Annotated in this window: 19 protein-coding genes, 1 tRNA gene and 1 pseudogene; 7 read left to right on the top strand and 14 right to left on the bottom strand. The window is 33.8% G+C overall.

The genetic code is table 11. The features are described from left to right. Nucleotides 1-74 precede the first annotated feature (74 nt). The gene (locus ABWU52_RS04740; RefSeq protein ID WP_353276413.1) at nt 75-1,640 is read right to left on the bottom strand and encodes a hypothetical protein; all 1,566 of its coding nucleotides are present in this window, start codon (nt 1,638-1,640) and stop codon (nt 75-77) included. 699 nt (nt 1,641-2,339) lie between these two features. Here ABWU52_RS04740 and ABWU52_RS04735 point away from each other — a divergent pair. Continuing rightward, a complete protein-coding gene (locus ABWU52_RS04735; protein ID WP_353276412.1) occupies nt 2,340-4,583 on the top strand; it encodes a coiled-coil domain-containing protein in 2,244 nt (747 codons plus the stop codon). Between the two features lie 3 nt (nt 4,584-4,586). On the opposite strand, the pseudogene ABWU52_RS04730 reads toward ABWU52_RS04735, so the two are convergent. After that, nucleotides 4,587-4,755: pseudogene (locus ABWU52_RS04730) on the bottom strand (IS481 family transposase); the annotation flags it as partial. Nucleotides 4,756-4,830: 75 nt separating this feature from the next. On the opposite strand from ABWU52_RS04730, the gene ABWU52_RS04725 reads away from it, so the two are divergent. Further along, nucleotides 4,831-5,919, top strand: a complete 1,089-nt coding sequence (locus ABWU52_RS04725) for an IS481 family transposase (RefSeq protein WP_353276176.1) — start codon at nt 4,831-4,833, stop codon at nt 5,917-5,919. Between the two features lie 10 nt (nt 5,920-5,929). Here ABWU52_RS04725 and ABWU52_RS04720 read toward each other — a convergent pair whose 3' ends face one another. From ABWU52_RS04720 to ABWU52_RS04710, 3 genes are all read right to left on the bottom strand, one after another. Beyond that, complete coding sequence (locus ABWU52_RS04720; RefSeq protein ID WP_353276411.1) at nt 5,930-7,957, bottom strand: hypothetical protein; 2,028 nt, start codon at nt 7,955-7,957, stop codon at nt 5,930-5,932. 317 nt (nt 7,958-8,274) lie between these two features. Next, entirely contained in the window at nt 8,275-9,312 is a 1,038-nt protein-coding gene (locus ABWU52_RS04715; RefSeq protein ID WP_353276237.1) for an IS5 family transposase, read from the bottom strand. 127 nt (nt 9,313-9,439) lie between these two features. Then, nucleotides 9,440-10,777, bottom strand: coding sequence for an alanine:cation symporter family protein (locus ABWU52_RS04710; RefSeq protein WP_353277729.1), 1,338 nt, complete (start codon nt 10,775-10,777; stop codon nt 9,440-9,442). Nucleotides 10,778-11,041: 264 nt separating this feature from the next. Between ABWU52_RS04710 and ABWU52_RS04705 the strand changes: the two genes are divergently transcribed. Next, the gene (locus ABWU52_RS04705) at nt 11,042-11,335 is read left to right on the top strand and encodes a transposase (protein WP_353276410.1); all 294 of its coding nucleotides are present in this window, start codon (nt 11,042-11,044) and stop codon (nt 11,333-11,335) included. 232 nt (nt 11,336-11,567) lie between these two features. Further along, nucleotides 11,568-11,864: a transposase gene (locus tag ABWU52_RS04700; protein ID WP_246433103.1), complete on the top strand. Its 297-nt coding sequence runs from the start codon at nt 11,568-11,570 to the stop codon at nt 11,862-11,864. Nucleotides 11,865-12,081: 217 nt separating this feature from the next. Here ABWU52_RS04700 and ABWU52_RS04695 read toward each other — a convergent pair whose 3' ends face one another. The 9 genes from ABWU52_RS04695 to rpsD all read right to left on the bottom strand — a co-directional run bounded on the left by ABWU52_RS04695 (nt 12,082) and on the right by rpsD (nt 16,667). After that, a complete protein-coding gene (locus ABWU52_RS04695) occupies nt 12,082-12,960 on the bottom strand; it encodes an IS3 family transposase (protein WP_353277659.1) in 879 nt (292 codons plus the stop codon). Then, entirely contained in the window at nt 12,936-13,235 is a 300-nt protein-coding gene (locus ABWU52_RS04690) for a transposase (protein ID WP_064085359.1), read from the bottom strand. The genes ABWU52_RS04695 and ABWU52_RS04690 overlap by 25 nt, the downstream gene beginning before the upstream one ends. 222 nt (nt 13,236-13,457) lie before the next feature. Next, complete coding sequence (lipA, locus tag ABWU52_RS04685; RefSeq protein ID WP_214250205.1) at nt 13,458-14,330, bottom strand: lipoyl synthase; 873 nt, start codon at nt 14,328-14,330, stop codon at nt 13,458-13,460. Continuing rightward, nucleotides 14,323-14,637, bottom strand: coding sequence for a 50S ribosomal protein L28 (gene rpmB / locus ABWU52_RS04680; RefSeq protein ID WP_015588578.1), 315 nt, complete (start codon nt 14,635-14,637; stop codon nt 14,323-14,325). The genes lipA and rpmB overlap by 8 nt, the downstream gene beginning before the upstream one ends. A 54-nt stretch (nt 14,638-14,691) precedes the next feature. Then, a complete protein-coding gene (locus ABWU52_RS04675) occupies nt 14,692-14,952 on the bottom strand; it encodes a DciA family protein (protein WP_410541974.1) in 261 nt (86 codons plus the stop codon). A 72-nt stretch (nt 14,953-15,024) separates the two neighbouring features. Continuing rightward, on the bottom strand, nt 15,025-15,405 hold the full coding sequence (locus ABWU52_RS04670) for a hypothetical protein (RefSeq protein ID WP_353276408.1): 381 nt from the start codon (nt 15,403-15,405) through the stop codon (nt 15,025-15,027). 340 nt (nt 15,406-15,745) lie between these two features. Then, nucleotides 15,746-15,940: a Fe-S cluster assembly protein IscX gene (iscX, locus tag ABWU52_RS04665; RefSeq protein ID WP_007302643.1), complete on the bottom strand. Its 195-nt coding sequence runs from the start codon at nt 15,938-15,940 to the stop codon at nt 15,746-15,748. A 20-nt stretch (nt 15,941-15,960) separates the two neighbouring features. Continuing rightward, nucleotides 15,961-16,047: transfer RNA gene (locus ABWU52_RS04660), tRNA-Leu, on the bottom strand. 5 nt (nt 16,048-16,052) lie between these two features. Beyond that, entirely contained in the window at nt 16,053-16,667 is a 615-nt protein-coding gene (rpsD, locus tag ABWU52_RS04655; RefSeq protein WP_006012690.1) for a 30S ribosomal protein S4, read from the bottom strand. A 113-nt stretch (nt 16,668-16,780) separates the two neighbouring features. On the opposite strand from rpsD, the gene tkt reads away from it, so the two are divergent. From tkt to gatC, 3 genes are all read left to right on the top strand, one after another. Continuing rightward, nucleotides 16,781-18,745, top strand: a complete 1,965-nt coding sequence (gene tkt / locus ABWU52_RS04650) for a transketolase (RefSeq protein ID WP_353276406.1) — start codon at nt 16,781-16,783, stop codon at nt 18,743-18,745. Nucleotides 18,746-18,892: 147 nt separating this feature from the next. After that, a complete protein-coding gene (locus ABWU52_RS04645; RefSeq protein WP_353276404.1) occupies nt 18,893-19,813 on the top strand; it encodes a ribose-phosphate diphosphokinase in 921 nt (306 codons plus the stop codon). Then, the gene (gatC, locus tag ABWU52_RS04640; RefSeq protein ID WP_353276403.1) at nt 19,803-20,156 is read left to right on the top strand and encodes an Asp-tRNA(Asn)/Glu-tRNA(Gln) amidotransferase subunit GatC; all 354 of its coding nucleotides are present in this window, start codon (nt 19,803-19,805) and stop codon (nt 20,154-20,156) included. The genes ABWU52_RS04645 and gatC overlap by 11 nt, the downstream gene beginning before the upstream one ends. Nucleotides 20,157-20,188: the final 32 nt, after the last annotated feature.

Below are 20,188 nucleotides of genomic sequence, written 5' to 3'. Positions count from 1 at the left end.
TTTTTTATTAGCAGTGCTCGCCTCGAAAAGATGCTGTATTAACTCCTTTTTATCATCTGGAATATTGCCACTCCTTAATGTGTTCTATACTTAGATACGTCTGCTTGAATAGAAGCGGTAGACTTCAGATCATTTAAAGATGATGATACATCACCACCAGCCTGATTAGCTTGCTCGAACTCATTTATTTTCTTATCTATAATATCACTTAACCCGTAGTCCGATAGTAATTCCAAGATTTTTGTCATAGATTCTTTTATTCTAAATTCCTTATGTAGGTTGCACGCGCAATCCAATTTTTGTTTGTAAGCAGGATTTTGTTTTAGAATTTCCTCTATAGCCCTTACAAAATTATTACTATATTTAGTATCATCAAGAACTTTATCCAACAGATCTTTTCTGCCTTGAATGTATAAAGCACAACAAGGTTCCTGTAACATACGAAATGACTCGGCTATCTCCTTACGCCCTGCTTTAGTTGCAGAGTCTAATATCTTCTCTAAAGGCTCAAATGCACCAGCTTTGGAAAGTTCTGATAACATATTAATTAATCCAGGATCACCTTTACTTAATTTATTGAGACAGTATTCCCTATGTTTTGCAAAACCTTCTTTATCCCATATCCACGTTAAAAAATCACCTCTTACCTGCATTAATTTCTTATCAGGCGCCACACATACTTGACGTCCTATCCCAGAAATCAAGTGAATAGAATATTTCTCAAATGAGATATTCTCAGGCTCCAAACAACTAATTAACTCTTTTACATACCCGAACAAATACCTACCTTCTAACTCGTCTAATATAGAGTAATTGCCACGAACCTCAAAATCTTTCTGCAGAAGCATCTTATACTTATCAGCACCTAGATTAGCAAGACAAAAGTCTATGACATTAGCATTGCTATGCCTGAGATTGAAACCACCCGAGGAAGTAGTATACAGTGCTGTGTCAATTAAAATTCCATCACGTTCATCTTGTGTTATTCTCCCTTCTAATTTACCTAAAAAGAATTCAAGAGCTTCTATACACCCTTCTTTTTTTGCACATTCAAACCCATATTTCCATAAGTCAACTTGGGTGTTATAGTCTAAGTTTTTATGATAGTTCTTATTATATTTTGCTATTAATTCTTTGAAGTTATTTAGGATTTCCTCATTAGGATTTGAAATAAGGTCACCATTTTTATCCATTATCTGAATATAGTGTGACCAGAACTCCATCAGCCTAGAATACCTACTCAGTGTGTCTGTAACAAACTCCCCTTCTGACTCTGAATCGCCTTGATATTGCTTTAGAGATGGAAAATTTTTACGTATACTTTCCTCTGAGCAAAGCCAACAAACAACTTGATACCTGTCGTAGTCATCTAATAGATCTTCATCGTCTGTTCTCTTTATGCCAAGTAATTCATTTACAACAGAGGCTCTATTGAGAATAAAATCACCAGATTGCCTGTGCATCCAATATTTAGCATCTGAGAAATTATTTAGCTTTTCAGCAACATAAGAAAGATCTGCACTCATTAAGACTTTTTCCCCAAATGGCTCATACCATTCCTTAATCTGAAAGCGCTTTACAGCATGATCTGGGTCACTTTCTGAAACTGAATTTATAAACTTTTTTTCATTTTCATTCACGACTATCTTACCTCCACCAAGTTAATAGTAGCATCATTTTTTATGAAAGCATATATTAGCCAGAATTGCAAGATTTTTAATGAAGAAAGAGTAGGGTTAAGGAAGGCTATAAAAAATTAATTAAAAAGAATGTTTAAGGCTTACGATGCTAGGGGTAATATTGGCCTCAAGTTGTATTGTTTCTATAAATTTGCCTTAATTCTTCTTCGTTATTCTTAAATAAATTAATATTAATTTATTATTATATATTATTAATAATCTAAACAATTCAACCATTTCTAGTGCTAAAAACCAATAGCCGTGAGAAGAGTTTATTTTGGGATGAGTTGGTCTACCACGCAATACATACGAACTGTTTTGTATAACTTTGTTACAACAATTTCACATTCTTATTTACACAACGCCGCTTTTATTTAAATTGTTCTCACGAAGGTAGGTACTTTCTTGTGATTTTTGGAAAGAGTAAATGATCAAATTCCTTATAACACTAATTAGTATGGTCTTTTCATTAAATTTATCCTCTCAAAAAGACTGTGCTTTATCCATCTACTTTAATGGTATCATAATATTTTACACCTAAATCTATTCTATAAAAATTCACAATACGAATTAGTAAATAGATTATATTCAAACCGATTGTATTTATGATATATAGCGCATACAATATATTACTTGTTTATTTTAGTAGGAGGTATAGGTATGTTTAGTTCGAAGCAGGTAGTACAATATAATTTATTTGGTAGTAACGTCCTTGAAGGCATTTCATCTTGTAAATTTGCACATTTTCCTGAAGAAGTATTTGAGATTAGCAGTGAAGAAAATCAAGTAATAGATAGTTTAGAAAGCAAAATAGAAAATCTACAACAGGAAAATTTTGATCTTAAAAAAAATGTAGAGTTACAAAAACACTATAAGAAAAGAGTAGAAGAGTATTACGAAGAAGTAAGTGAACTTACCAGAGAAATGCAAACCCTAGAAGGGAAAATTAAAAAGCTTGAAGTTAAATTACAAAAAAGTACAAGAAGTTTAACTGAAAATGATCAAGACATCGAACAGCTAAAACAGAAAGTAGAAATATTATTATTAGAAACTCAGAACAAAAGTGATGTAATTAAGAAATTAAATAACCAATTAAAAGAGGCAAAGAATGAAATTCAGTTAACAGACAAAATAAATGAAGAGTTACAGCAAAAACTGGATTTGACTGAAGCTGAGTTAAACAGAGTAAGAAAAGAAAGTACAGTGCTGATAAACAGTATAGAGGATTTGAAAGGTAATTATGAAAATCAGATACTAGAAAAAAAGAAGGAACTTAATGATATAAGAGATCAATTGTGTATTTATTTATCAGAGTATAAAGAGCTATTTGCAGAATTCAGTAGCCTGCAGAAGGAAAACGAGAGTTTAAAACAGAAAAATTTCTATATTAGTAATGAAGTGTCTCTTGCAGATGAAATAAACAAAGAAAACGTAAGAAAAGAAATAGCGAGAACTCAGTCTATACCTGAAGTAGAAACCAGGTGTATTAAAGATAATGATGATCAAGAACCAACCTGGCTATGTAGAGAAGGAGAAAATAATCAATATGATAAAACAAGTGAAGATAAAAACCTTGAAAATATCGATTTCGAGATTGGAGTATGGAATGAAGCTGATAATGAAAGTAGCGATGATCAAGAATCAACCCGGCTATACGAAGGATTAGAGAACAATCAAGATTATCGAACAAGTGAAGATAAAGACTCTGAAGATACTGACTACGAGATTGGAGTATGGAATGGAACAGATAGTGAAAGTGACAATATTAGCCCTTGCCCTGATTATGATGAAGGGTTTGGTAGGCGTTACAGTCAACTATTCTATACTGACGAGATAACCCGTAAAGAAAAAGGAAAAGATACTTTTCTTTTAATGCGTCAAAAAGACTCTTTTTCTCTAACAAAGGTAAAGCTGAATACAAGAGAAGAAGAAAAGTATGAAAGTATTTGGCAAAAAATAAATAAGATTCATGATTATCTAGACATTTTAGGTTACTCTGGTAGCGAAGAAGATTATGAGGAGTGCGAAAAAGAACTTGATAAAGTTATAAGCGCAGCACTGGAACAAGGAATAATGTTCACTTTTCCATATAAATCTGGTATGTCCTTGATAGATCGTATAGCTGACACATTTCAAAAGCTATATTTATCTGCTGACACTACTCGAATTCATGAGTTCTTACACAAGAGAAAAATATTTCAGGTAATATCAGAAGGTGCATCTTTAAATAGATCGAGCGACGAAGAGCATGAAGATTTTGTGAACATAATTTGTTCAGATGTAGACACTTTGAGTAAACGATCCGAAAACCTTTCAAAGCTTAAGGAATTAGCATTTGAAAGTATTATGAATAAAAGTGAGCAAATTGATGAATATGACTTTGAACTAGAAATAGATAATGGATATTTTTGCATAGATTATCCACAAAATAGTATTGTTGAAGTTGCAAGGATATTAAATAATCAAAAAGCTAAAGATTTAAATCTAAACATTGGTATACTTCAAGTTGGAAACAGTATAATTAGAGTTGAAAATATAGGAGGAAGGAGAAATTATACAGAGTTCTCGGGAGATATCATTGAAATGTCTTTTACCACTGAAGTAGGAGAGATCAGTATTCATCTATGTCCTAATGAGAAAGATAGTAATAAAATAGAAGTGAGGCTTGTCGATGAAGTAAGATTTAACAAGTTAGAGAATAAATCAAGTTTAGGGCAGAGTTGTCTGTTAGGTGGGAAAAGTGTTTTGACAGCTATAGAAAATGGGTATTTCGAAAGAAATAGTAGTGCTTTTAAAGAGTTAGGTAAGACTATTAGACAGTCAGATTGTACAATGGAAAATCCATCTAGCTTTCTAGAGGGAGTTAATATAAATTGTACTAGACACAACTTAATCTGCAGGTGAGAATTAACTGACAGAAGAATTGAGGTGGTTAAAACTAATATCAGTCTTTTGTTTAATGTTACTAATATTTTTCTGAAAAGCAATTTGTTTGCTATCAAGAAAAGTTTGCATAGGCATAGCAATATTTGCCTGAATGAGGCCTTGTCTCATTGTAAGAACGCAGCCAATGATGTAATAGTTTAGACTTAATCTGACAAGCGAATAGAGTAAGATAAAAATATAAACAAATTTTAAAGGAGTGTCAGATATGAGTACAACACAAGAAAAAATATTAAAACCAAAGTTAGGATTGCTAGAACTTGCAAAACAATTAGGGAATGTATCGCAGGCATGTAAAGTGATGGGATATTCGAGAGATACATTTTACCGATTCAAAGAACTATATGAAACAGGAGGAGAAGAGGGATTACATGAGATAAGTAAAAGTAAGCCATTATATGCAAATAGAGTATCAGAGAATATAGAAAAAGCAGTAGTTGAAATAGCAATAGAATTTCCAGCATATGGACAAGAAAGAGCAGCAAATGAACTGAAAAAGAGAGGAATTCTAATATCTGCTAGCGGGATAAGATCAATATGGCAAAGAAACGATCTTGAAAATTTTAAAAAGAGATTGAAAGCGCTGGAAGCGAAGGTAGTACAAGATGGTATAATTTTGACAGAGGAGCAAGTTACTGCTTTAGAAAAAGCTAAGGAACAAAAAGAGGCACATGGCGAAATTGAGACACAACACCCTGGATACTTAGGTAGTCAAGATACCTATTATGTAGGCAATATCAAATGTATTGGACGAATTTATCAACAAACTTTTATTGATACCTACTCTAGAGTGGCCTTCGCTAAGCTTTATACGGAGAAAACTGCCATAACAGCTGCAGATCTTCTCAATGATAGAGTTATACCATTTTTTGATGAACAGAAAGTTCCATTGCTACGCATTTTAACCGATAGAGGTACGGAGTATTGTGGCAAACCAGGGAATCATGCGTACCAGCTATATTTGGGAATAGAAAATATTGATCACTCTAGAACCAAAGCTTATTCTCCACAGACTAATGGTATATGTGAAAGGCTTCATAGAACTATGCAAGACGAATGTTACAATATTATCTTTAGGAAAAAGATTTATAGTACTTTGGAAGAGCTTCAGTTAGATGTTGATCATTGGTTGCATTCTTACAATAGAGCTAGACCTCATTCTGGTAAGTATTGCTACGGTAAGACTCCTATGCAGACCTTTTTTGACAGTATGCATATTGCTTACCAAAAAAATATTGATAACATTAAAGCAGATTCTGATATCGGTTTTGACTTCGTCGATTCTTCTGTCAGATAATTCATGCTTGTCAGATTAAGTCTAAACTATTACAACTAATACCACTGTCCTTTTTTTGTTTTTCTTCAGCAATAAGTTTAGCCCAGATTCTATTTCTATTTGCTAATGCAATTCTATTGCGATCAGGACTATCATTGCGTTCTGTTAAAGTATCTTTTCTTTCCTCTTCTACTATTCCAGCTTTCAGTTGTGCTGCATCTTTTTCTAGCAATTTATATAGTTCGCTATTTTTGTCTATAGTCAGATTAGTATTATCATTTTCTTGTTCTGCTTCTTGTTCTGCCACTTTTCTTTCTAATAACTTACGTACAGGGTCATATTTTTTACCTTCTTTTATTTCTTTCAACATACTTTCTGAGAATAAATCTTTAGTAGCCTGGTGTGAAGGTTCTCTCAATCCTTTATTCAATTTTTCCAATGTATCTTTTGGTTCAATGGTTTCTAATCTCTTCTCTAATTGTTCAGAATTGACCTGAAAATTATAGTGGCTAGCGTAAGTTGGAGATGAGTAACCTGAGTCGTTTGTTTTTATGTCTGTTAAGCTGTATTCTAGCGATTCATTTTCTTGTAATTTATCTTCGGTTTCTTTTTGTTTATCGTTTCCTCTTTCTTCGTTTTCCTTAGTGCTAAGATAATCTTTTTCTTGTTTATAATCTGATTGAGGATTTGAAAGCGTTATATACTCATCTTCGTTATCGCTCCAACCATCTTCGAAGTCAGAAAATTCTTCATCATACTCACTTTCACTACGTAATAACTCATTTTTTGCTTTCCATGCAAGAATCGAAGCTACATCATTTAGTGGTTGCTTATTTCCAGTATTGCGTGATTCTTTAGCGTTTTCATACTTAAATGCATCTTTAACTTTTTTGAATGCAACGTCTTGTACTGGTGCAGCGCTTTCAGTAGTTGTAGGATCAAAAATTGCACCTTTTTGCCGATTATTAGATATTTGCTCACTTTCATCTGATTTTCGGCTTCCAGGTACAGCATGTCCAAATGTAGCAAATGTAGGATTGTCATACCGTTCATCCTCTTGTGTATTATCTTGATTGTAGATTACAGACTTGGTGAAAATAGTACTGCTTGAAGAAGCATCAGAATATGGAGAATTGTAGTTATTTCTACTATTAATCCGTATTGGCTGATACTCATCTTTTTTCTGATTATTAGGTAATGAACTAGCTCTAGGTGGCAGTGACGGTGGAATCTTTTTAGCAGATGCGTTATTAGAATTTGTAGTGCTAGTCGTTGCATGCTTAAACTCAACTTCTTGATCTTGAGTAGCTTGAACGCCAACACCTTTACTAATATCACTTTCTATGAAAGTTTCAGATGATTGTTGATTCTCTTGTTCTTGTCCTTTCTCCTTGAATTGTATTTGATATAGGAATAAGCCACCTATTTTTACATCTGTGTTTGCTTTTAATTGTTCCTCAGTAACACCATTACGTTCAGTGAGATCTACACCATCTTTATCAATCTTGATTTTGATAGTACATTTTTTTCCATTTTTGTCATGCCAATTCAAAGTCATTTCATATGAACCATCGGTTACAACATAATGCCTTATTCTTTTCTCTCCTTCTTCGGCAACAAAACCGTGCATTCCGCTCTTTCCATCACTATGCAGCGTTGAAAATCCCGAAATTCCTTTCTTCTGACAAAAGTCACTATTTAAAAACTCGCTGATTTTAAACTCTTTTTTGTCATCTCCCAGTGTAATACTTGCGTGATCGCCATATATTGAAACTCCTGCAATATCATCAACATACTCTTTTAACCTTGCTTTAACTTCATTTTCAAGCTTTTGTTCGGCTTTCTTTATCTTGTTCTGCTCTGGAAGAATAACTTCATAAGCTTTATTTTTGTCTTCATCTGTCTCCAAATTCCAGATGGGGTGCTTTATTAGAAACTTTACTGCATTAAAACCAACTCTGGAATTATAAATTGGGTCGTCTTCCTTTTTTATTTCATCGAATAAAGTAAAAAATCTTCGAATGAATTCATGATATTGTTGTGTGCTTTGAGTATTCATATTTTCCCTCACTAATAACCCTCTGCCTTTTAGCCTTAGCTAGTACAATTATTACGGGAATTGATTTAGTTTTTATTAAAGAAGTTGTATTGCTAACGTGATGACATGAGCTATTTTATGTTCACATCAAGCAATTTAAGTTGTCATTCCAGTCTGGAATCTAGATTTTTCTAGACTTGATCCTATAGTCAAATTCATAACTACACAAACGTTATAATATAAGAGTAATTTTCACCAAAAAGTATGTCATTCTAGTAGCTGACACTGGGATGGCTTTGTTGCATCACTCTTCGGATAGTAGGTAACGTGGAATAAATTCATGAAGCTATCTCAAATTTAGCCATGCCTATATCAGTAAATTTGTTAAGCAAATAACACTTGAGTAGCAGTTCTCTCTCACGATTAACCTCAGATTTGTTTCTAAAACTAAACCCAAATGTTTGCTTCAGTCGCGAGAAAAAACTTTCTATATAAGATCTCTTCCCATAATTTATCTCTTTTTTCCACCTCTTCATACCATCTTCATCATATGACTTTATGAGCTTGATTGTAGAATTTCTCTCATCCATATAATCCAACTTTGGATGCTCTACTGCATTATTTTGCGGAGGAATCCTTGTCTTTATGTCAAGCTCATCGCACAGTTTGTATAACTTCTTTCGATTATATGCCCTGTCTGCATATAGTGTGCTTATATTATATTTAACATCAATCCTTGCAATAAGATCACATGCTCCATAGTGGTCAGAATAAACTCCGCCACTGTATTTTGCTGCTATAACTTTTTTGCTACCTATCTCTAGCATTACATGCAGTTTTCTTGTTTGCTCATAGCGGCGATACTTTCTATCTGTACCATTTGCCTTGCTATGACCTGGAATATTATTGTAGATGCTTATTCCAGTACTATCTATGGCAATCTCAATATCTTCTGTATTATTTTTATCATGTCTTCGATCATTAATTTTGATGTTAAGTTTTTTAAGCCTTCTTGAGGCCTGGGAATAGCTAATAACTTGCAAGTTTTTCCTTACTTGCTCAAGGTACCCTGCTATAAATCCCGCTGTTTGTCTCAGACCTATTCTAAATAAACAAGTTATTATGTGAACCAGAATCACGACCTTATCGCTATAAATATAGTTGCCACCAGCCATTTTTGGACCTTTTTCGTACCAATTTTCTATGGCATCATTGACGTAATAAAAAATATTTCCCCTCTCTTGGAGAAATTTGTTATATTCATGGCAGTTACTGACTCTCATTTTTTGTGGCATATTTTTCTTTAGTAGGTTAAATGCTTGTCTTATAGTGAATTTTGTCAGTAACTGCCAGTTCTTTTTATTTGACCTATGCAACAAAGCCCACTGGGATCCAGTCGCACTCAGTTAGTGAGCATAAAAGTATTATGTTAAAACATAACATTTTTGATGAAGTTCATGAAAGGCTGGATTCCAGACTGGGATGACAACTTAAAATATTGCTTTAGCTCTGTTTTTGCAACTTCAAGTATTTGCTACTCATAGTAAATACTTCTGGATCTTGAGAAGTGAGCTTGAGTATAGCAAGTATGTTTATGAGCAGCAAAGCAGCAATTGAAATATCAGCGATATCCCAGAGTAACTTAACTCCACCGATTGCACCAAATGGAATGATTAAGGTAAAAACTACAGTCCAGATTTTAGTGTATTTATTATCCATAGATACATAGCGTATTGTTTGTTTTGAACAAAAAAACCAAGTAAAGATAGTAGTAAAGGCAAAACAAAACATTATAGCCATAATTAAATAGTCAGTATAGGGCCAATTCATAGCTTTTCTAAAAGCAAAAATGCACATGTTAGTGCTCTCTAAATCAGTAATCCAAGAATCTGTGACAAGCAGTACCATTGCTGTAATGAACACTATGAGTGCAACTATAAAAGGAGATATTATTGTGATTAGACTCTGTTCAATGATAAATTTATTGTTATTTTTTTTAGGAGTAATCGAGGAGTGTACAATTCCTTCGAGGCCAAGTCCTATATCTGTTGCAAAAATACCTCGCAGAGTTCCTACTTGAATAATAGTCAACATTTCTAAAATTAAACCTAAAGATAAGCCAGAGTTAAAGCTACTAGTTGTAAAAAAATTGCTTGTTATTAGTTTTAGAGAAGGAAGAATATTTTCACTAAACTTAAATAATATGATACCGCAAAGTGTGAGGTAACTTACCGTCATTATCGGTATCATAGCCGATATAAAAATTTTAATTTTTTTTAAGCTGAGAGCTGCAACAACAAAAAATATTATGGCCATTACAATGCCGCCAATGACTACAGGTATATCTACCATGCTGAGTGGTATTGATAGAGAATTTACCTGAACAAGGTTACCAACTGTTATTGAAACCATCATCATAATAACTAGAAACACAACTGTAGCTTTTCTAGAGTTAAATGCATCAGCCATGTAGGCTACAGGTCCACCTATAAACCGTCCATTTTTTTCTTTTCTGGTTTTTATACTTAGGTAACAAGTAACATATTTTATCACAGAAGTAACAACAATAATTATTGCCATCCATAAAATGGATCCCGGTCCTCCGGTTTTTAGAGCAACAGCAGTTCCTGAAATATTTCCTACTCCTAAATTTCCCCCTAAGATTGTAAACAGAGCAGCTATAGAAGAAAATTTATTTTCTCCTCTTTTAGCTCCAATAAGTGAAAGGGCATACGGTAGTTTAAATATCTGCAACCATTTTAGTTTAACCGATAGGTAAACACCAGCAACTAGTATGAGTAGTATTGTTGGCAGTAATAAAACAAACTTTACTGTATCCATCTGTAAAAGAGAGATTTTTACTTGAGTATATAGCAAAAGTTGAAAAATACCTAACCTATTTTCTATGTATGACTTCGGTTCCATTATTCTAGCACCTCTTATCTTGTCATACCAATCACAACTGTATGAACATTGTAATATGGTACAATGTTAAAACAATTTCATTCCAGACTGGAATGGCTTTGTTGCATAGCAACTGAAAAAATCTGGTGGCTACTGACAAAATTCATTATAAAACAGCCATTTAACTGTTGAAGAAAAAATATGCCACAGAAAATGAAAGTCAGTAACCAAAACGAATATAACAAATTCCTTGAAAAAAGGGGGAATATTTTTCGTTACATCGATGAAGCTATCGAAAATTGGTATGAAAATAGTCCAAAAATGCAGGGCGGCAACTATATTTATAGTGATAAAGTTGTGATTTTGGTGCATATAATCGTTAATCTTTTTAGAATTGGCTTAAGACAAACGGTAGGGTTTGTAAAAGGATATCTGCAACAAATAGGAAAAAATTTGGCAGTTATCAGCTATTCACAAGCATCAAAAAAAACTTAATATTAAGATAAATGATTGCAGGATTGATAAAAGCAACATGGAAAATATTGAAATTATCATAGATAGTACAAATTTACAGTAACACTCCTGGCCACAGTAAGGAAAACAGTGCAGATAGAAAGTACCGAAGCTACGAGCAAGTAAGAAAGTTACATGTTATGTTAAGTGTGAATAGTAAAAAAGCTATAGCTGCAAGATACAGTAATGGCGTCTACTCTGACCACTATGGAGCTTGCTTGAAGAAGTTAATTTTCAGCACAAAATAAAAGCATTATATGCAGATAGGGCATACGATAGGCAAAAACTTTATAAATTGTGTAAGAAATACGATATAAAGACAAAAGTTCTACCAAAAAAGGATGCAGCAGAACATTCAAAAATAGATTATATGTCTGACAGAAATGCTGCTATTAGGTTAATAAAATTATATGGACAAGATGGTGTAAAAGAGTGGAAAAAGGAAGCAATTTATGGAAAAAGATCTTACATAGAAGGATTTTTCTCAAGGTTGAAGCAAGTATTTGTTTAGGAATAAATCTGAAGTAAACCGTGAAAAAGAATTACTAATTAAGTGCTATTTGCTCAACAAATTCACTGGTATTGGTATGGCTAAATTTGAAATCATTACATAAATTTGTCGTAAACCATCACTGCTTAAGGTGCTATGCAACAAAGCCATCCCAGTGTCAAGTACTGGGATGATGACCTTACCCAGAAAAAGTAGACAGAAAGTTAAGACGTTTTTGCTATGAGAATGATGAATCAAAAAGCTCAGGAATGCAATAGTTAATAGTAGAATGTCTACGCTGTTTATTATAAAAAATTTCTATATATTCAAATATTGCGGTTTTAGCTTGTTGTGCAGAGTGTTGTGAAGTATCAATGAGTAACTCTCTCTTAAGTGAACTAAAAAAGCTCTCTGAAACAGCATTATCATAACAACAACCTTTGTGACTCATACTAGAAGTAATATTTTTTGTACTTAGTAAAAATTGATAATTTTTAGAGGTGTATTGCGATCCTTGATCGCTATGAAATAGTAGATTTTTAGCAGATTTGCGCCTACCAATAGCCATGAATAACGCATCTATAACTAATTGCCTATTTACTGCATTACTCATTGACCAGCCAATCACCATGCGTGAATATAAATCTATTATTGCTGCCAAATATAACCATCCTTCATTAGTTTTTATGTACGTAATATCAGTTACCCATATCTTGTTAGGTTGATCAGCGATGAAATTCTGATTTAATATGTTAGGAGTTATAACTCTATTGTCTATTTGTGGTTTTTTACTTTTAAACTTTCGTCTAAGCTTAGCTTGAATGCCATTTTTCTGCATAACATTTTGCACTGTTTTGATGTTATAATTTTTACCTAAAGCCTTTAATTCAGCGTGAATTTTAGGAGCTCCGTATCTGCATTGTGATGCTCGATATACCTTCTGAATATCTTGTATGAGCTCTTCTCTTATTGATTTTTTGTTGTTTTTTTCCTTAGTAATCCATTTATAATAACCACAAGCAGATACGTTCAAAAATCTGCATGATTCCCGTATTTTATAGCATTTTTTATGTTCTTTTATAAAAGAATATTTTACTCTTTTTGGTTTGCAAAATATCCCAGGGCTTTTTTTAAAATGTCTCTTTCCCTCGTTACTCTTGCCAGCTCTTTCTTTAAATCAAACTTTTCTTTGTCACAATGAGCTACTTTCCCTTTTCCTGGAAACGCATCTACTCCAGACATTCTATCATTGTATGTTTTTACCCATCTGCTTAATGAATCACCGCTAATACCCAAATCTCTTGCTATTTTTGCTGATGATTGACCTGTTTCTTTTACTAGTCTTATAGCTTCAATTTTGAATTCTGCTGTATATTCTTTTCTTTTTGTCATACCACACCTCTTTGAAAAAACGTTTTATTTTACTTCAAAAACGTCTTAACTTTCTGTCTACTTTTTCTGGGTAAGGTCAGTCCTCTTGATTTCAGTGTTAGGCTACTCGAATAACAGGTGTTACTGAAATAACACCGATGGGCTACTGGAAGGATAAGAGGCTACTTGAATGAAAAGAAAGGGAGCAATGGCTTGCACATTTCCTTGAACAGGTAGGTTAAATTAGGTTGAAGTCTTAGCAGCAGCAAGTCTGTTAAAATCTTCTTCAGCGTGGTACGATGACCGCGTTAATGGGCTTGATGCAACTACCAAAAAGCCTTTGGAATAAGCAATATATTTATAATGCTCAAACTCTTCTGGGGTAACATATCTATCAACCTTTACATGCTTTGGAGTTGGTTGCAAATATTGACCAATTGTAATGAAGTCAACTTCGGCGCTACGTAAATCATCCATAACCTGAAAGATTTCTTCTTTTGTTTCTCCAAGACCAACCATAAGCCCTGACTTCGTAAAAAGTTTAGGATTAATCTGTTTCACCATCTTTAGCAAATATAGTGAATGAAAATAACGAGCTCTTGGTCTTATTTTTGCATACAGCCTTGGTACTGTTTCGATGTTGTGGTTATAAACATCAGGTGATGCAATAGCTATTGCTTCAAACGCTCCTTTCTTATTTAAAAAATCAGGAGTGAGAATTTCTATTGTTGTTTCCGAAGTTATCTTTCTAATTTCTTCTATACACCTTATAAACTGATTTGCACCACCATCTGGTAAATCGTCACGGTCAACAGAGGTAATGACAACGTGCTTTAAATTTAACTTTTTTATTGCTTTTGCTAAATTTTCTGGTTCATGAGGATCGAGCTTATCAGGAATGCCAGTTGCAACGTTGCAAAACGCACAAGCACGAGTACAAACAGAACCGAGAATCATCACAGTAGCATGACGTTTATTCCAACATTCACCAATATTTGGACACGCAGCTTCTTCGCATACTGTATGTAAGTTATGTAGCTTAACAGTGTGTAAGGTTTCATTGAATATTTTACCAGCTGGAGCTTTTGCTCTGAGCCATATAGGCTTACTATGCATCTGAAACAGCTAATTCTACCTCTTGTTTTGCTAAAACTTTCTTTAATCTTCTTTTTATCTTTTGTGCTTCTTTACTTAGTTTAATTGTTTTTGTATTGAGCAAGAAAGCATCAAGATCACCTTTATAGTCTATAGTTCTTAAAGTTCTTGTTGCTATACGAAAGCTAAACTTTTTGTCTAATATATTACTCGTCAATGTAACTTTATGTAAATTTAAGAGAAAGGTACGCTTTGTTTTACGATTTGAATGCGATACCTTATTACCAAAAGACTTTTTTCTATTTGTTAACTCACAAATTCTACTCACTTCAATATACCAATTTATCCTATGTAACTAGGTTAACCTGATATAGTTAAATAGTCAACTCCCTTGCTTGATTTTTATACCGTATACTGCTTTATAGCCAAAAAACACTGTAATTTTTTCTATTACAAGAGAAACCATATGCTGCATTTCTAATGCTTTACTGCCATTTGTTACTAACAGATACAGCACACCAGAGTTTACGTTTTGTGCGTATGAGATCTTTTGTGGTTTTGTACATTCTGCTAATTCCTCTCCAACTATACTTTTCCAGTTTAAAATAAGACGTATTTCATTTTTGCTGATCTTATTTTTCATGCATTTTAATGCATAGTTTTCTATTATAGATTTTAATTTCTTTGGCCCGCTATATTTAAGCATAGTTTTCTATTAATCAGATTTTGTCATATTCACAACATAGTGTGATGGATATTGTTTATAAGCTCCAGTAATTGCATCGACAGCAAAACCAGGTAACCATAGTAGATTCAATAAGGTAACGCTATTAAAACTTTCACCTACTATCACATTTAATTGTTTATAATCTTCTTTTTTGCAATCAACAAACAATGATCCCGAACCTCGATGAATAACCACTGTTCCAGGGTTAGATGTGAGAGAATGATTCGTTTCAGATGGGTCACGTATGACACATTTGACTTTTTCTACTAAGTTATCGTTATCATCTACTACTTTCATTTTAATCTCTTGTGTAGAACCCGAAAGAATTGTTGCAAAACAACCGGTTAATAACACAATTGTAGACAACATTAAACAAATGTTTAGTAACCTAGAAGATATACAATATTGGTATATTTTAAACATAACAACCTCACAAATCAAATTTTATCATCCGGTAGGCTTAACATATCCTGGAGTTATTTGTCAGTTCCAGTAGTGCTAGCTTGGATTGTAGCTGATTTACAATAACTACACCTCCAGCCTCACACATAAAAAGCAGTATTTGTATATTGTTGCCTAACTTGTAATCATTTTTAATTGAAATTTATTAAATTATTATGAAGCTAAGTAAAATTCGAGTAAAGTATAGTATTTCCAAGAAGATTATCTTTTTACTGTATGCAGTAATTTTCTTATAGCTATCTGTTTTTTAAGATCTTTCTGCAATCCAAGCTGCTTGAATGGCCTCTAATATTTTTTCATTACAATACTTTTCATCATCATCAAACTCTTCTAAATCCAAGACTTTTCTTTTAAGTTCAGTGAATCTAATACTAATTATATCTTCATTTGGAAATTTCTCTTCTAGAGCTTCTGCAATATCTTCTATATCAAGCCATTTCATACTTTTTCGATAAATTAAACTGGTGCCCATGGGGAGACTTGAACTCCCAAGGTCGCAAAACCCACGGATTTTAAGTCCGCTGCGTCTACCGATTCCGCCACACGGGCCTTATTTATCTAGAGTAAAATTCTACTACTAAATTAACTTCCATGTCTGCTGAATATGGGACTTCGGAATATTGAGGCGCTCTCAAATACTTCACTGAAAGTGCTTTGCTATCTGCCTCTAAATAATCTGGAGCCTTACGTTCTTGTTTTTGTTCAGCCTCTATTAATATAGGAATTTTTGCTGCTCTTTCCCTTATTTTTACTATATCACCAGGCTTCACTCTATAACTTGATATGTTAACCACCTTATCATTAACTGTAACATGTTTATGAGATATAAGCTGTTTTGCCGAGTAAATTGTTGGCACAAAACCAGAGTGATATAAAACAGAACTTAACCTTGATTCTAAGGCACCAATGAAATTATCAGCCGTATAACCTTTTCTTTTGTAAGCATCTAAAAATGTACGTCTAAGCTGTTTGCTTGAAATTGCATAGTAGAACTTAAATTTTTTATGTGCAGCAAACTGCTTACCAAAGTCAGATAACTTCTTAAATCCAAGAATACCATGCTGACCTGGAGGGTATTTTCTTTTATTGACCGAATCTTTTGCTCTACCCCATAAGTTTACACCAAGCCTGCGACTGATTCTATACTTTCTATTGATAACAGTTGTCATACAAAAATTCTCACAATCTAACTATAAATTATTAATGATTTTAACATTAAGTGTCAACTTGTTTTTGCCACTATGATGTAGTATACTTCACTTTTAAGTTTTCCTATTAATACATGAATCATCTACTACTAAAATCCATGGCAAATGCTGTCCGCTTTTTATCAATTGATGCGGTACAAAAAGCAAATTCTGGACACCCAGGTATGCCACTTGGCATGGCAGATGTTGCCACTGTATTATTTGCTAAATATCTAAACCATAACCCTGATGATTCTAAATGGATCAGTAGAGATCGTTTCGTCCTATCAAATGGTCACGGTTCGATTCTGCAATACTCTATATTATATCTGACAGGCTATATTAGTATAGATGAACTAAAAAACTTTAGGCAACTTACATCAAAAACTCCAGGTCACCCAGAATTTAGCTTAACTTCCGGTATAGAAGCAACAACAGGCCCGCTTGGTCAGGGATTTGCCACTGCTGTTGGCATGGCACTTGCTGAATCGATTCTTGCAAAGCAGTTTGAAATCAGCCACTACACTTACGTGATGCTAGGAGATGGTTGTCTTATGGAAGGTATAAGCCATGAAGCAGCGTCCCTTGCTGGGCATCTTAAATTAAATAAGCTGATAGCACTTTTTGACGACAATGACATCTCTATAGACGGCTCTACTAGCCTCTCTTGCTCTGATGATGTAGAAAAGCGTTTTTCAGCGTATGGATGGAATGTAGACAAAATCGATGGGCATGACTTTGATGCTATATCCCTTGCAATAGAGCAGGCGCAAAAGTCTGATAAACCTACACTAATCTGTTGCAAAACTATTATCGGAAAATTTTCGAGCCGTGCTGGCACATCTTCTGCTCATAGTGGTGCCTTTACAGAGGAAGATGTAAAACAGATGAGAGAAAAATTGAATTGGAACTATGAACCATTTTATGTACCAGAAGATGTGAAAAACGCTTGGATGGAAACAGTTAAGAGGGCAAAACAAAACTATACATCCTTGATCAATGAAGAACTACAAAGAAGACTTGAGAAACGTTTGCCGAATAACATCGAGAGTGATTTGGCTAACCTGAAGAAACAAATATGTGAGCTCATGCCAAACGAAGCTACTCGATCTTCTTTCGGCAGAGTAATGGAACTATTAACTAAGTCTATGCCAGAACTAATTGGTGGCTCTGCTGATCTTACCGGTTCAAATTGTACTAAATATAAGCACATGCAGGCAATAGATAGTAATAATTATGGTGGCTCTTATGTACACTATGGAGTGAGAGAGCACGCTATGGCAGCTTGTATGAATGGTATGGCTCTTCATGGTGGAATTATTCCTTATGGTGGAACTTTTTTAGTATTTTCCGATTACTGCCGACCTGCTATACGTCTTTCAGCTTTGATGAAACAGCAGGTTATATATGTAATGACTCATGACTCAATTGGAGTAGGTGAGGATGGTCCAACTCACCAGCCAATAGAGCATTTAGCTTCTCTGAGAGCTATACCAAATCTGTATGTTTTGAGGCCAGCAGATGCAATTGAAACTTTGGAGTGCATTAGCATTGCACTTGAAAAAAAAGAGTCACCTGCACTATTTGCGCTTTCAAGGCAAAATATTAATTACATGCACTCTTATACTGACCAATTGGCCAACCTATCAAAATTTGGTGCATATATACTATGCGAATATTCAGGGAAGCTAGAAGTGACGATATTTGCTACCGGATCTGAAGTTGAAATTGCAGTTGAGGCAAGAGAAAAATTACAGGAAAAAGGTGTAGGTACAAGGGTCATTTCTATGCCGTGTTGGAGGCTTTTTGACGAGCAAAGTGATGAATATAAAGGGGTAGTATTAAATAATGACAGCATCAAAGTTGCAATTGAAGCTGGAAGTGAAGTGGGTTGGCATAAATATGTAGGCTCAAACGGTATATTTATTGGCATGAAAAATTTTGGAGAATCAGCACCTTATGAAGCTCTTTATAAGCATTTTAATATTAGCGCTGATTATGTAGTAAAATGTGTTTGTGAAAACGCTTTTTATCATTCCACTGCCCATAAAATTACTTAATGAACTCAGCCAGTACCGTTATTATGATAAGAAAGCTAGTGAAATGTTTCGAGTAACTTTTTCTTTTCTATGAGCTACTTGACGGCAAGAATAAAGTTTTAATTATTCCATGGTTTCTGTATAATTTTCAAAACTTAATTGATATATATGAAGATAATAATAGGTAGCGCTAGTAAACAATTAGGAGATTTAATAGCAAGTGGGCTAAATGCTCAGCTATTTCCTACTCAGGTGTCAAGATTTGCTGATGGTGAGGTAAATGTAGAAGTAGCAAATGATCTACGTGATCAAGAAGTATACGTAGTACAATCTATTTCTTCCCCTGTAAATGATAACCTTATGGAGCTTCTGCTTACAATTGATGCAGCAAAGAGGTCAGGAGCCAAGAGAATAACGGCTATTATTCCTTATTACGGATACAGTAGGCAGGATAGGGTTATTAAAAACAATAATATGCAATCTGCTTTAAGTGCTAAATTAGTTGCAAATCTTATTCAAACTGCAGGTGCAAATAGCGTTGCTGCTATTGATTTGCATTCAAGTCAAATTGAAGGTTTTTTTGATATATCAGTTACTAATTTAAGCTGTTTTAAAGTATTTGTTAACTCTATATACAAGGAGAATTTGGCAATAGTTGCGCCTGATGTTGGAGCAATTGGAAGGGCTCGTACTTTTGCAAAGATTTTAGAGGAAAAATACAAGTTAAATAATGATATTGTTGTAGTAGATAAATATAGAGAAAAAGCAGGTACATCTGAGGTAATGAATGTAATCGGAGAAGTTGCAAACAAAAATTGCGTCATTGTTGATGATATAGTTGACTCTGGCGGAACATTATGTAATGCAGCTCTTGCTTTAAAAAACCGAGGAGCAAAGTCTGTAGTTTCATGCATTACACATGGAATACTTTCAGGAAATGCAGTTGAGAAAATCTCTTCCTCTTCTCTGGATAAATTAGTAATTACAGACACCGTATTTCACAAATTTGAAAAAAATGATAAGATAGATGTTGTTTCAATTGCAAATATTTTAATTTGCTTTATGCAAGGAGGTAAAAGTGCCAGCTAGATCAACAGAAGATGTTATCACCTCGTTAATAGAATTTGCAAATAAGAGAAAAATAACAATTACTAAAGAAGAAATGCTTAAAATTGCACAGCTTGTGAGGATTAAGTTATCCGATGATGAGATTCAATACTACTCAAAAGAACTGACAATGCTGGATTGGATACATGATACTTTGTTGAAAGTTAATACTGAAGGTGTTTCTCCTATGCGTTATGGAACTATAGATAAGGATATCCATGTACGCGATGATATTATAAATTCTCAAAACATTAAAGAAGAAATATTATCCAATACAAAATCGGAGCATGGGTATTTCGTAGTACCGAAGGTTATAAACGATTAAGATAAAGCAAGATTTATACCGATTTTATAGAT

This window comes from Wolbachia endosymbiont (group B) of Villa cingulata, from assembly GCF_964028285.1.
Classification (GTDB): domain Bacteria; phylum Pseudomonadota; class Alphaproteobacteria; order Rickettsiales; family Anaplasmataceae; genus Wolbachia.
Note: the sequence above shows the minus strand (reverse complement) of the source record. Positions and strands in the feature narration are given on the sequence as shown.